This is a genomic window from Flavobacterium sp. JAS (genome assembly GCF_020991455.1).
Classification (GTDB): Bacteria; Bacteroidota; Bacteroidia; order Flavobacteriales; family Flavobacteriaceae; genus Flavobacterium.
In genome coordinates, this window is record NZ_JAJMOX010000002.1 from 136,613 (window position 1) to 150,661 (window position 14,049).

The 14,049-nt window shown below is 33.0% G+C and carries 9 protein-coding genes; 7 read left to right on the top strand and 2 right to left on the bottom strand.

The window, feature by feature from the left end:
- Positions 1-107: 107 nt before the first annotated feature.
- Both LPB88_RS02865 and LPB88_RS02870 read right to left on the bottom strand, forming a co-directional pair.
- Complete coding sequence (locus LPB88_RS02865) at positions 108-821, bottom strand: LytTR family DNA-binding domain-containing protein (protein ID WP_230712284.1); 714 nt, start codon at positions 819-821, stop codon at positions 108-110.
- A gap of 63 nt (positions 822-884) precedes the next feature.
- Complete coding sequence (locus tag LPB88_RS02870; RefSeq protein WP_230712285.1) at positions 885-1,943, bottom strand: sensor histidine kinase; 1,059 nt, start codon at positions 1,941-1,943, stop codon at positions 885-887.
- Between the two features lie 488 nt (positions 1,944-2,431).
- On the opposite strand from LPB88_RS02870, the gene LPB88_RS02875 reads away from it, so the two are divergent.
- The 7 genes from LPB88_RS02875 (at position 2,432) to LPB88_RS02905 (ending at position 14,028) form a co-directional block, all read left to right on the top strand.
- Positions 2,432-4,309, top strand: a complete 1,878-nt coding sequence (locus tag LPB88_RS02875; RefSeq protein WP_230712286.1) for a sodium:solute symporter family protein — start codon at positions 2,432-2,434, stop codon at positions 4,307-4,309.
- Positions 4,310-4,511: 202 nt separating this feature from the next.
- Positions 4,512-5,477: a glycoside hydrolase family 130 protein gene (locus LPB88_RS02880; RefSeq protein WP_230712287.1), complete on the top strand. Its 966-nt coding sequence runs from the start codon at positions 4,512-4,514 to the stop codon at positions 5,475-5,477.
- A gap of 5 nt (positions 5,478-5,482) precedes the next feature.
- Positions 5,483-6,550 (top strand): carbohydrate-binding family 9-like protein, encoded by a 1,068-nt coding sequence (locus LPB88_RS02885; protein WP_230712288.1) that lies wholly within the window; start codon positions 5,483-5,485, stop codon positions 6,548-6,550.
- 6 nt (positions 6,551-6,556) lie between these two features.
- Positions 6,557-7,636, top strand: a complete 1,080-nt coding sequence (locus tag LPB88_RS02890; RefSeq protein ID WP_230712289.1) for a putative glycoside hydrolase — start codon at positions 6,557-6,559, stop codon at positions 7,634-7,636.
- Between the two features lie 243 nt (positions 7,637-7,879).
- Positions 7,880-10,201, top strand: a complete 2,322-nt coding sequence (locus tag LPB88_RS02895; RefSeq protein ID WP_230712290.1) for a beta-N-acetylhexosaminidase — start codon at positions 7,880-7,882, stop codon at positions 10,199-10,201.
- 88 nt (positions 10,202-10,289) lie between these two features.
- Positions 10,290-11,774 (top strand): alpha-L-fucosidase, encoded by a 1,485-nt coding sequence (locus LPB88_RS02900; RefSeq protein WP_230712291.1) that lies wholly within the window; start codon positions 10,290-10,292, stop codon positions 11,772-11,774.
- Between the two features lie 22 nt (positions 11,775-11,796).
- On the top strand, positions 11,797-14,028 hold the full coding sequence (locus LPB88_RS02905; protein WP_230712292.1) for a GH92 family glycosyl hydrolase: 2,232 nt from the start codon (positions 11,797-11,799) through the stop codon (positions 14,026-14,028).
- Positions 14,029-14,049: the final 21 nt, after the last annotated feature.

The window sequence follows — 14,049 nt, forward strand, 5'->3', positions numbered from 1 at the left end:
AATTGAATATGGAATTTTCAATACTAATGAACACAGAAAAAAGGGTAAATTAGAAAAAACTTATCACATGAGAAAGATCTCGATAATGAAAGTTAAAGATATTTTTTTTAATTTGAAGAATTTAAAATTCGTTGTTTTACCTGATCCATATAAGATCTGCCAATGGCGTATCTAAGACCTTCAATTTCTATACTATTTCCTTCAACAGCGTCAATCTTATCAATGGCTATAGTATAGGATCTATGTATTCTTAGGAAGTTTTTTTCAGGCAGTAAATCTGTAAAGCTTGATAATGTGCTATGTATAATGTATTTGCCCGTTAGGGTGCTTATTTTTAAATAATCTTTTAGGCTTTCTATGACAAGAATTTCATTTAAGAAAACCTTCTTCATTCTTTTTTTGTCAATTTTTATAAAAATAAAAGGATTTTCTGTACTGCTTTCCTGAGATGAATTGTTTTTATTTTCAAGCCTTTTACTTACCTTATTTAGCGTTTTCATCAGCCTCGGAAATTCGATAGGTTTTACCAGATAATCTAAAACATCTAATTCGTAAGTCTGTATTGCAAATTCGCTGTATGCGCTGGTAATAATAACTAAAGGTGGATTTTCGAGACTTTTTATAAAATTGATTCCATCAAGAACAGGCATGTTAATGTCAAGAAAAATTACATCAACATTGTTGCTTTTTAAAAATAGTAATCCTTCTATTGGATTCGTAAAAGTGTTTATTACCTCAAAATTTTCAATTGGCTCTAAAAATTTTTTAATAACATTGATTGCCAATGGCTCATCATCTATAATCAAACAAGTTGTTTTCATTTTGTAATTATTATTTTTTGAGCGAAATAATTTAGTGGCAAATCAAAAAAAAGATAAGTTATATTAAGAAACTTTAATCACAAGCTTAGCCACAAAAATATTCTTTTTATTTTTAAAAGAAAGATTGTAGTCCTTTTTATTGTAACCTAACTCAAGTCTTTTTTTAACGTTTTCTATACCTATGCCACTTGACTTGTTAAAATTGTCTTTGTGGTCTGTAATTTCTGGCGTTGGGTTTGACACCGTAAAATGAAGAAAATCATCTTTTACCTTAAAACTAATATTGATGATAACTTTTCCGGTGTTTTTGTTTACGCCATGTTTAAACGCATTTTCAATAAATGTCAATAATATTATAGGAGATATTTCCTTATCATGAATATCTCCGGAAATAGACATATTAATTTCTAAGCGATCATTATTTCTGATTCTCTCAAGATCAAGATAATTCTCAATGCAGAGTATTTCGTTTTCTAAAGTTTGTCTTTTATTTTTTGTTTCATATAGCATGTAACGCATTAATTCAGAAAGTTTTAGAACAACTTTTGGTGTTTTGTTTGATTTCTCTACAGATAAAGAATAAATATTATTGAGTGTATTAAAGAGAAAATGCGGAGAAATTTGAGATTTTAAGAAAAGCAATTCTGTTTCTAATTGAGATTTTTCAAGATCAGTTACTCTTTTTTGTTCTTTCAGGAAATCTAAAGTTATCTTAATTGCGGTAACAAAAGTGATCACATAAAGCTCACCGATCATCATATCGATGGTATAGTTTAGTGTTAGTTTATCGATGGTTTGAGGTCCTTCAGGCCAAACCTTATGACTGATCAATAAGTAAGTAAGATTGAATTTAATGATAACCATTATAAATATCGACGATAAAACAGCGAGTATGTATAGAAGATATTTTTTTCGATAAACCAGATAGGGCATAAACACCAAAATATTTAAATAACATAATGTCATGTGAATCGGAAAACCTAATAGATTAGTTTTGAGTGAATAACCATAATCATTAAAATAGATTCCCCAACGAAATGTGTTAAATAAAAAGTAAGTAAGCCAAAAAAAGATATGATACTGTAATGGTACACGATAAAGTTTGCCAGAATTGAAATTCATAATAATAGTGTTTTTTGTGACTTTTTTTGATGTTTATCTTAGTTTATATGTCGTCTGTCTAAATTAGTTTTAATAAAAATCAAATTTGTTTAAGTTTAAAGCTAAATTAAGGTTGTTTAATGAGGAGAATTTTAGCTTTTTTATTTCACTAGCAATTCTGATTGCAAGTTGTAAAATAAAAAGGTATGAAAATAATAGTCAGCAAGATTTTTTAAGACCAAAAAACAACTTCTTGAAATTAATTTTCAAACAAAATAAATTATGTTAACAAAAAAACAATATCAGATTATAAATAAGTTTTTCTTGAAAATTCTAAAATCAATTTAGGATTTACGTCATCATAAACTAGCAGCTTTTCCTTAATATACACTGGTAAAAATTAGGAATAGCATTCTGTATTTATCGATTTTGACTTTGTTATTGACCGAAACAAAGCGCTGAAAACAGAAATTACAATTTAACTAACCAATAAATAAATAATAAAATTAATGAATATCATTGACGTATCAATCATCGTAGTTTATATTCTACTATCAGTAGGTATTGGAATCTGGATTTCAAGAAAAGCATCAAAAGGATTAGATGATTATTTCCTTGGCGGAAAAACAATCAAATGGTATTTTTTAGGTTTGAGCAACGGATCAGGAATGTTTGATGTTTCGGGAACTTCCTGGATGATTGGAGTGCTGTTTTTATACGGAGTAAAAAGTTTCATGTTTATGTGGCTTTGGCCTATTTGGAATCAGATTTTTGTGATGATGTTCCTGGCCGTCTGGATCAGAAGATCAAAAGTAATGACAGGTTCTGAATGGATTTTAACCCGTTTTGGAAATGACAAAGCCGGAAGAGCATCTCATATTATTGTAGCAATTTTTGCTATTATTTCCACAATTGGTTTTATTGCCTATTTTTTTGAAGGAATTGGGAAATTTATAACCATCATTCTTCCCTGGGATTTAACGCTTCATTACGGAGATTTAATTTTACTGACCTCTGAGCGATCTTATGCTTTAATAATCATATTTTTAACTACAATTTATACAGTCAAAGGAGGTATGTTTTCTGTTGTTGCGACAGAGGTTGTACAATATTTGATCATGATTGTAGCCAGCGTTCTAATTGCCGGTTATGCGTTTATAAATTATACCGATATTCAGATTAATGCTGTAATTACCGAAGAATGGAAAAATGTTTTCTTCGGATGGCAATTTGAAACCCAATGGAGCGAAAAGTTTCAGACCTTCAATAATTTAATTGATTCTGAAGGTTACAAAATGTTTGGCGCTTTTATAGGAATGACATTATTCAAAGGTTTCTTCGCCAGTGTTGCAGGCCCAACGCCGAGTTATGATTTGCAAAGAATTCTTTCTACAAAATCAGTAAAAGAAGCCGCATACATGAGTGGTTTTACCAACCTGATTTTGTTCATTCCAAGATATTTATTAATTACAGGAATTGTCGTAATTGCTTTGGTAAATATAGCACCGGAACTGAATGCCAATACAGGTTTAACAGGAGCCGATTTAGAATTGTTAATGCCCAAGGTGGTTAATTTATATCTTCCCGTTGGGATAAAAGGGCTTTTACTGGCAGGTTTATTGGCGGCATTTATGTCCGGATTCTCCGCTTTTGTAAACGCGGGACCAGCCTATATTGTAAATGATATTTATAAAAAATACTTCAAACCGGTTGCAACAAATGCACATTATATAAAAGTTAGTCAGATTTCATCTTTTGTGGTTGTTGGTTTGGGTGTTTTTATGGGATTCTTTGCAGATTCCATTAATTCCTTAACCTTATGGATTACAAGTGCCTTGTACGGCGGTTATGTCGCTGCCAATTTTTTAAAATGGATTTGGTGGAGATTTAACGGTTGGGGTTATTTTTGGGGAATGTTTGCCGGATTAATTGTGGCTTCATTACAATTTATTTTAGGGCAAAATAAAGGAAACTTAACAGAAGGATCATTTTTATATGAGTTATCACAAGTGCAGGCAATTTATCTGTTTCCTGTAATATTTGGTTTTTCAATTTTGGGATGTCTTTTGGGAACTTTCTTAAGTAAACCAACAGATATAGAAGTTTTAAAATCCTTTTATGCAAACGTAAGACCTTGGGGTTGGTGGAAACCAGTTGCCAATTTATTAAAAGCAGAAGATCAAACTTTCGAAAAAAATAATGATTTCTGGAAAGATATGTTAAATTGTGCAATCGGAATTGTATGGCAGTCCAGTATGATTTTGCTTCCGATATTTTTTGTCATCAGAGATTATCCAAAGGCAATTATAGCTTTAATCGTCTTTTTAGTGACAACAACAATATTGAAATTTACCTGGTTAGATAAAGTTCGAAAAATAGAAGATTAATTAGATAATTTGTCAATTAGAAAATTAGATAATAGAAAAATATTAAACGCATAGGACATAGATTTCAATTGTTAAAAGAAACTAGTTTCCCACACATAGCTATGTTTTTTTGAACAAGTTAAACACCTTTTTAGGTTTTCAACAACTATGTTTCTATGTGTTTTTTTTTTTTTAAACAAAAAAACAAAAAATAATAAAAAACATGACTACAATTCCTTGGCAAGACAGACCCGTAAATAGTAATGATGTAATGTGGAGATATTCTGAAAATCCTATTATAGAAAGATACGCTATACCATCGTCAAACAGTATTTTTAACAGTGCTGTTGTTCCACTTGGCGATGGATTTGCGGGCGTTTTCAGATGTGATAACAAAGCGGTTCAAATGAATATTTTTGCCGGTTTTAGTAAAAACGGAATCGATTGGGACATTAATCATGAGCCAATTGTAATGCAGTCGGGCAATACCGAAATGATCGAATCAGCATACAAATATGATCCTCGCGTTGTTTTTATCGAAGATCGTTATTGGATTACTTGGTGTAATGGTTATAATGGACCAACAATTGGTATTGGTTACACATTTGATTTTAAGGAATTTTTTCAATGCGAAAATGCCTTTTTACCTTTCAATAGAAATGGAGTTTTATTTCCAGAGAAAATAAACGGAAAATACGCGATGTTAAGCCGTCCAAGTGATAATGGTCATACGCCTTTTGGAGATATTTGGATCAGTTATAGTCCGGATATGAAATATTGGGGAGAACATCGTTTAGTAATGAAACCAACTCCTTTTGAAGACAGTGCCTGGCAATGTACCAAAATTGGAGCAGGACCAATTCCGATTCTTACAGACGAAGGCTGGTTAATGTTATATCACGGTGTAATTAATACTTGTAATGGTTTCCGTTATGCAATGGGAGCAGCTATTCTGGATACAGCTGCGCCAGATCAGGTAAAATACAGAACACAGCCTTATTTATTAGGCCCGGCAGAACTTTACGAGCAAGTAGGAGATGTACCAAATGTGGTTTTCCCTTGTGCTGCTTTACATAGTATTGAAGAAGATAAATTAGCCGTTTATTATGGCGCGGCCGATACAGTTGTGGCTATAGCATTTGGGAAATTAAGTGAAGTAGTTCAGTTTACAAAAGATAATAGTTTATAGAAAAGATGAGTTTAAAATTAAAAGGATTAACAGTCGCTTTAGGATTTCTGTCAATAATAGGATATTCACAATCAAAAAATACGATTGTGCCTAAAACTTATGTGGCCGCTAAAACTACAACGCCAATTGTAATTGATGGAGATCAATCTGACGTTTCCTGGAATAAAGTAGATTGGACTGATCTTTTTGAAGATATCGAAAATGATGTAAAACCCAAATATGCAACCAAAGTAAAAATGCTCTGGGATGAAAACAATTTTTATATATTGGCAAAAATGGAAGAGCCGCATGTTTGGGCAAATTTAAAACAACGCGATACCATTATTTTTTATAACAATGACTTTGAAGTTTTTATAGATCCCGACAGCGATACTTTTAACTATTACGAATTAGAAATAAACGCCTTGAACACTGCTTGGGATCTATTCTTATCAAAACCGTATAGAGAAGAGGATAAAGTTGTTTTAAATGACTGGAATATTCCGGGTCTAAAATCGGCTGTAAAAATCAACGGAACACTAAACAATCCTAATGATACTGATGAAGGCTGGGTATTAGAAATGGCGATTCCGTGGGCATCTTATAAAACATCTTATTTTGACCAAAATGTTCCCGTAGATAAATTCTGGAGGGTCAATTTTTCGAGAGTAAACTGGCAGCACGATATTAAAAATGGCAGTTACGAACGTAAAAAAGATGCGCAAGGAAAGTTTTTGCCGGAGTACAATTGGGTTTGGTCGCCAATGGGCGTAATCGATATGCATGAGCCTGAAAAATGGGGGTATGTTTATTTTTCTTCTAAAGAAGGAAAAGACAGTTTTACAATTCCACAGGATGAAAAAGTAAAATGGGAATTGTACAGTCTTTACAGAGCGCAAAAAGGATATTATCAGAAAAATAAAAAATGGGCAAAATCTATAACAGATCTTACCAAGAAACCAATTAATGTTGAGGGTAAAATTTTAAATCCAATAGTAGAAAACCACTCGTCAGGATATAATATTTCAGTAAAAAGTCCTTTTTCTAATCAAACCTTTATTATAAGGCAAGACGGTAAAATAATATCAAAATAAACCACTATGAAACTACCAAAACTATTACTTTTTTTACTTGCATTTAGTATTTTTTCATGTAGTAAAAAAGAAGGACAAACCACTTTTAAATTTGGAGTATGGACAACGGCCGATGCTAAAAAGTCGGATGCAGATTATACAAAAGAATTCAAAAAATATAAAGACGGAGGAATCGATGAGGTATTAATAAATACGGGAACAGATCCAAAACTTTTAAAAAGACTAGTTCCTTTAGCCACAAAAGAAGGTTTAAAAGTGCATGCCTGGATTATGGCCATGAACAGACCCGGAGATTCAATTGCTTTACAGCATCCGGATTGGTATCAGGTGAGTAAAGAGGGAAAATCTTGCTTTGATAATCGACCTTATGTAGATTATTATCAGTGGTTATGTCCCACAAGAAAAGAGTCTAGAAATCACGTTTTAGGTTTGGTTGAAGAATTGGCAAAAGTAGAGGGAATCGAAAGTGTTCATTTAGATTATATTCGTTTCCCGGACATTTTTTTACCAATAAGTTTATTGCCAAAATACAATTTAGTTCAGGACGTAGAATTGCCTCAATTCGACTTTTGTTATTGTGACGAATGTGTTAAAGCGTTCGAGAAAATCCATCATAAAAATCCAAAAACAAGCCACAATACTTCTATCGATATGGAGTGGAAAAACTTCAGACTAAATGCGATACAAGCCGTAGTTAATGATGCTTATAAAATTGCGCACAAACACAATAAACAACTTACAGCAGCAGTATTTCCTTATCCTGAAATGGCAGATCACATGGTGCGCCAGCGTTGGGATAAATGGAATATTGATGAGGTATATCCAATGATTTATCACAGTTTTTATGATGAAGAAATTGACTGGGTTGGTTACGCTACAAAACAAGGTGTTGCTGATTTAGAAGGAAAACAAACTAAAATAAATACCGGTATTTATGTTCCGGGATTAAAATCAGATAAAGAATTAAAAGAAGCTATTTTATTGGCAAAAGAAAATGGAGCTGTTGGAGTTTCTTTTTTTGATGGAAATGCGTTGTCTGAAAGTAATTTAAAAACAATTAGAGAAACAAAAGCCAGTTTAAAGTAGAGCAAATATCTCTTATAAGATTCAACTATCCAGGAGTGGTTATTACAAATATTAATCTGGATTGAGAAAGAAAAGTAACTTTAAATACTTCGAATATAAACCATAATACTATTATGGTTTTGTTTGTTTTTGGTAAGTTATACCAATCAATAGTTGAAACGTGCCGTTAGACACTAAATATTGGTAGAAAACCAAAGCGATCATTAGCAATTTAAAATTTTATCATTTTTAAAATAATAAAGCATGAGAATACTAAAACCAATTGTTATCGTACTTTTTTTGACTGTTTTAAGTAATGTTTACAGCCAAAAAGGATATACAGAAAAGGATATTCAAATAATTCCCAAACCAAAGCAATTAGTTATTAAACCAGGAAAATTTCAGTTTTCTGCAGCGACCGTATTTGTTGTAAATGGTGATTCCCAAAAAGAAATTGCTACAGTTTTAATACACAAATTTGAAACCGCAGCTGGATTTCGCCCTGAAATTTCAAGTAAGATTCCGAAAAAGAATTATATCCAATTTAAAGCCGATCCAACTTTAAATAAAGAAGCTTATATAGTAGATGTAAATGAAAAAAACATCACAATTATGGCAAAAGGAAATGCAGGTTTTATTTACGCCTTAGAAAGCATCCGACAATTACTTCCTGAAGCTATTGAAAGTAAAAGTATGATAACATCTGCAAAATGGGAGATTCCCAATGTTACCATTACTGATGAACCTCGTTTTCAATGGAGAGGATTAATGTTGGATTTATCGCGTCATTTTTTTGATAAAAACTACGTAATCGAAACCATCGATCGTTTGGCAATGCTTAAAATGAATGTTTTGCATTTGCATTTGGTTGATGATCAGGGTTGGAGGATAGTGATAAAAAAACACCCAAAACTTACCGAAGTTGGAGCCTGGAGAGTAGATCAGGAAAATGCGGCCTGGAATGCAAGACTTGTTACAAATCCAGATGAAAAAGGAACTTACGGAGGTTTTTTAACTCAGGAAGAATTAAAAGAAATAGTAAAATATGCAGCAGCAAAAAACATAGAAATTATTCCCGAAATCGAAATGCCGGCGCACGTAAGTTCTGCCATTGCAGCTTATCCTGAACTGGCTTGTTTTAATCAGAGAATTGGAGTTCCGTCAGGCGGATTATGGCCAATTACAGATATTTATTGTGCCGGAAAAGAAACTACTTTTGAGTTTTTGCAGAATGTAATAGATGAAGTCATCACTATTTTTCCTTCAAAATACATTCATATTGGTGGCGATGAAGCAACCAAAACCAATTGGGAAAAATGCCCTAATTGCCAAAAAAGAATGAAAGATGAAGGACTGAAAGATGCACATGAATTACAGAGTTATTTTGTGAAAAGAATGGAGAAATACATCAACTCCAAAGGCAAGAAAATAATTGGCTGGGACGAAATACTCGAAGGCGGTTTAGCTCCCGATGCCACTGTCATGAGCTGGAGAGGAACAAAAGGCGGAACTGAGGCAGCAAAGCAAGGTCATGACGTAATCATGTCGCCGGAATCTCCTTGTTATTTTAATTTTTATCAAGGGCCGCAAAACGAAGAACCATTGGCTTTTGATGCTTATAATCCATTAAATAAAGTTTACGAATTTGATCCTGTTGTAGATACAATGACGCCAGAGGAAGCCAAGCATGTTTTAGGCGGACAAGCAAATTTATGGGCAGAACATATTGCAAATCCAAAAGCATCAGAGTATATGATTTTTCCAAGATTAGCGGCTTTATCTGAAGTTTTATGGAGTTCAAAAGAAAATCGCAATTGGAATAATTTTACCACCAGATTACCTTCTTTATTGAAACGTTACGATTATTTAGGCATCAATTATGCCAAAAGCGCTTATTTGGTTATGGCTTCTGCTGTGGCCGATTTAGACAAAAAAGTGATTAATGTGACTCTTAAAAATGAATTTCAAAATCCTGATATTCGTTATGTTTTAGGAGATAAAAACATAGATCATCAAGCAATAAAATATGTAAATCCTATTCCGTTTAAGGAGACAACAATTCTAAAAGCTTCTTTGTTTCAAAATGATAAACCTGTTGGAAAAACATTTACAGATACAATTGTATTTCATAAAGCAGTTGGACATAAGGTGAGTTATTTAACGCCATATAGCGAGAGTTATAAAGGGGATGGTCCTTTTGGAATGGTAAATACAATTAGAGGTTCTAAAAATTTTCATGATGGTCAATGGCAGGCATGGCTGGTCAATGATATGGAAATTGTTATCGATCTTGAAAAAGAACAAAGTATAGAAAAAATAACCATTGGAACTTTAGAAAGTCAGGGGGCAGGGATTTATTTTCCAACACAACTAAAAGTTTTAGTATCTAAGGATAGTATTAATTATAAAGAAGTTGGAAAAATTATGCGTCCATTTGCTGGTAATGTAAATTCTGAGTTGAAAGAATTTAAAATCAATTTCGAAAAACGAGATGCAAGATTTATAAAAGTAATCGCAACTAATTTAAGAAAGAGCCCAAGAGGTGACAGTTCGTGGTTGTTTGTAGACGAGATTTTAGTGAATTAAACCAATTGAGTGAACTTTGTCAAAGTTCTAAATTTTGACAAAGTTTGGCGCATGTATATTATAACCAAAAACCAAAAAAAGAGTAAATATGAAAAGAGGAATATTTATAATCGCAATTTTATTTTCAGTTCAAATGTTTTCTCAAGCCATTTATGAAGATGAGCGCTATGTACCGGAAACAGATCCATTAGTGCTGAAAAATTTGGAAGAATGGCAAGGTAAAAAGTTTGGTTTATTAATGCATTGGGGAACTTATAGTCAATGGGGAATTGTAGAATCCTGGTCAATTTGTCCGGAAGATTATGGATGGTGCGAACGCAAAAAAGGAAGCAATCCGGGTAATTACAATCAATATGTAAAAGAATACGAAGGCTTGAAAAAAACGTTCAATCCAGTAAATTTTGATCCTGAAAAATGGGCAAAAGCGGCAAAAGCAGCCGGAATGAAATACATGGTTTTTACCACAAAACATCATGACGGATTTTCTATGTTCGATTCAAAATACACAGATTATAAGGTAACAGATAAGGAATGTGCTTTTAGTACTAATCCGAAAGCCAATATTGCAAAAGAAGTTTTTAATGCTTTTAGAAAAGAAAATTTATCAGTAGGTGCTTATTTTTCTAAACCAGACTGGCATAACGAAAACTATTGGGATCCTTATTTTCCTCCTTTTGACAGAAATGTAAATTATGATCCGTCATTATATCCTGAAAAATGGCAGAAGTATGTTGATTTTACACAGAACCAAATTTTAGAATTATTGACAGATTATGGTAAAGTTGATATTCTATGGTTAGATGGTGGATGGGTAAAGAAAAGAGATCAACAAAATATTAATGAGAATTATAAAGAGAAGTTTGCCGAGAACGTATCTAAAAACGGGTTTATAAAACATAGAGTTGTTGACCAGGATATTAAAATGGATGAATTGGTTGTAAAAGCACGTCAAAAACAACCTGGATTAATAGTTGTCGACAGAGCAGTTCACGGGAAAAACCAAAATTATTTAACTCCTGAAAACCGTGTTCCTGAGAAAACATTGCCTTATCCTTGGGAGTCTTGTATTACTTCAGGCGGTGGATGGTCTTATACTCCTGATGCTAAATATTTGACAGGCAGAGAAGGTATTCACATGCTTATTGATGTTGTAGCCAAAGGCGGAAATCTATTATTGAATGTTGCTCCAAGTCCTGAAGGAGATTGGCAACAAGGAGCTTATGATTTATTGGCAGCTTATGGCGATTGGATGAAAGTAAATAGTACAGCGATTTATAATACAAAACCAATTGCTCCTTACAAAGAAAATAATATTTGTATGACTCAAAATAAAGCAGGAAACGTATTTTTGTTTTATTTAGCAAAACAAGGAGAAGATAAAATAGCATCAGAGATTATTGTAAAATCTATTACTCCTAAAAAAGGAACAAAAATTACGATATTAGGTTCCAAAACACAATTGAAATGGACTAAATTTGCACAAGGATTTAAAGTGACAATTCCGGAAAGCTTAAGAAATAATTTGCCATGTAAGGAAGCCTGGACTTTAAAGATTGAAGCCATTAAAACATAGGAAATTAATTATGATTTTTAATATGAGAATAACATTACAAACAGCATGTATTTTTTGCATGCTGTTTTTTAGCATAAATACTTTTGCACAACAGCCCGCAGATTTTGTAAATCCATTTATTGGGACTTCAAATTATGGTGCTGCCTTTCCGGGGCCAATTGCACCAAGAGGGATGGCAAGTATTAGTCCGTTTAATGTAGCGGGACCTCAAAATCGGCCTTTAGAAAAAGACAGCCAATGGTTGTCTAATCCTTATGTAAATGAAAATACATTTTTAACAGGATTTAGTCAGGTGAATTTAAGTGGTGTTGGCTGTCCTGATTTAGGCGTGATTTTACTAATGCCAACAACCGGAGAGGTCGAAACCAATCATTTAAAATATGGTTCAACTTATTCTAAAGAAGTTGCCAAAACAGCTTATTACAGCGTAGATATTGATAAATATAAAGTTAAGGGAGAATTTACGGCTTCGAAGCGAGTAGGAGTAAGCAGATTCACTTTTCCTAAAGGAAAATCTAATATTTTATTGAATCTTGGTTTAGGATTAACAAACGAAGAAGGCGCTATGGTAAAAGTAGTTTCTTCAACAGAAATAGAAGGAATGCGTTCTGTGGGTTCGTTTTGTTATAATAGCCCTGAAGATGCTTATCCGGTTTATTTTGTAGCAAAATTTTCTAAACCGGCAGATCATTATGGAGTTTGGAAAAAAACACCAAAATACGAAGGCGTAGAAGCACAATGGATGGGCTACAATGGTAAAACCAGAATGATGAAAAATACCATTAAAACAGTCGTTGGAGATAGCATCGGAACTTATTTTACCTACCAATTTAATAAAAAAGAAACAGTTGAGGTTAAAATTGGAGTTTCGTATGTAAGTATCGAAAATGCCCGTGAGAATTTAGAAAAAGAAACAGGAGATAAACCATTTGACACCGTTTATAAAGAAACGTATGACGAATGGAACAAGGAGCTTTCTAAAATTTTAGTCGAAGGTGGCTCCTATCAGGATAAAGTTATTTTTTATACAGCATTGTATCATACTTTAATTCATCCTAATACTTTAAATGATATTAATGGAGAATATCCCCGAATAAAAAGAACCAAGATCGGAAAAACCGCAGACACGCGTTATACGGTATTTTCTTTGTGGGACACGTACCGAAACATGCATCCTTTAACGTCTTTGGTTTATCCTAAGCAACAATCGGATATGATAAAAAGCATGTTGGAAATGTATGATGAAAACAGCTGGTTGCCAAAATGGGAATTGAATTCGACAGAAACATTTACAATGGTTGGAGATCCTGCAAGTATAGTTATTGTAGATGCCTGTTTAAAAGGAATTCAGGATTTTGATATTTACAAAGCCTACCATGCAATGTTAAAAGGTGCAGATCAAGTTGAGGATAATCCATTGCGTCCAGGACTTAAAGAATATCTCGACAAAGGATATTTATCAACCAATTACCCTGGACCTGTTTCTACAACGTTAGAATATAATACTTCAGATTATGCGATTTCACTTTTAGCCAAGGCTTTGGGTGAAAAAGAAGATTATAAGCGTTTTACCAAACGTTCCTTATCGTACCGAAAATTATATGACAAAGATTTAAAATTACTTCGACCAAGAACAGCTACCGACAATTGGTACGAACCTTTTGATCCTATAGCAGGAGCTAATTTTCAGGCAAATGTTGGGTTTATCGAAGGAAATGCGTGGCAATATGCTTTTATGGTTCCACATGATATCAGGGGATTGATAAAATTAATGGGGGGTGATAAACCTTTCTCTGATCAATTGCAAAAAGTTTTTGACATCAAACAGTTTGATATGGCAAACGAGCCGGATATTGCTTATCCTTATTTATTCAATTATATAAAAGGTGAGGAGTGGAAGAGTCAGGAAATGGTGAAGAAATTAGTGAGAGAACATTTCAAAAATGAACCAAAGGGATTACCAGGAAATGATGATACAGGAACCATGTCGGCCTGGCTGGTGTATTCTATGATGGGATTTTATCCAATATCACCTGGAGATCCAATTTATACCATTACAACACCAATGTTTGATAAAATAACGATTCAATTAGATCCAAGATATTACAAGAAAGAAAATATCGTAATTCAACGAGAAATCAATACTGACGGGAAAATCAAAGACATTCAGTTAAATGGGAAAAGCCTGAATAGTTTCTTTATGTCACATGATGATTTTGTAAACGGAACAACGCTGAAAGTGATTCAGGAATAGGAAGAATAGAGAGAAAAGAGT

Excerpts from the sequence above, each read along its gene's own strand:
- LPB88_RS02875 (WP_230712286.1), top strand. The coding sequence starts at position 2,432 with ATGAATATCATTGACGTATCAATCATCGTAGTTTATATTCTACTATCA.
- LPB88_RS02885 (WP_230712288.1), top strand. The coding sequence starts at position 5,483 with ATGAGTTTAAAATTAAAAGGATTAACAGTCGCTTTAGGATTTCTGTCA.
- LPB88_RS02905 (WP_230712292.1), top strand. The coding sequence starts at position 11,797 with ATGAGAATAACATTACAAACAGCATGTATTTTTTGCATGCTGTTTTTT.
- LPB88_RS02870 (WP_230712285.1), bottom strand. The coding sequence starts at position 1,943 with ATGAATTTCAATTCTGGCAAACTTTATCGTGTACCATTACAGTATCAT.
- LPB88_RS02880 (WP_230712287.1), top strand. The coding sequence starts at position 4,512 with ATGACTACAATTCCTTGGCAAGACAGACCCGTAAATAGTAATGATGTA.
- LPB88_RS02865 (WP_230712284.1), bottom strand. The coding sequence starts at position 821 with ATGAAAACAACTTGTTTGATTATAGATGATGAGCCATTGGCAATCAAT.
- LPB88_RS02895 (WP_230712290.1), top strand. The coding sequence starts at position 7,880 with ATGAGAATACTAAAACCAATTGTTATCGTACTTTTTTTGACTGTTTTA.
- LPB88_RS02900 (WP_230712291.1), top strand. The coding sequence starts at position 10,290 with ATGAAAAGAGGAATATTTATAATCGCAATTTTATTTTCAGTTCAAATG.
- LPB88_RS02890 (WP_230712289.1), top strand. The coding sequence starts at position 6,557 with ATGAAACTACCAAAACTATTACTTTTTTTACTTGCATTTAGTATTTTT.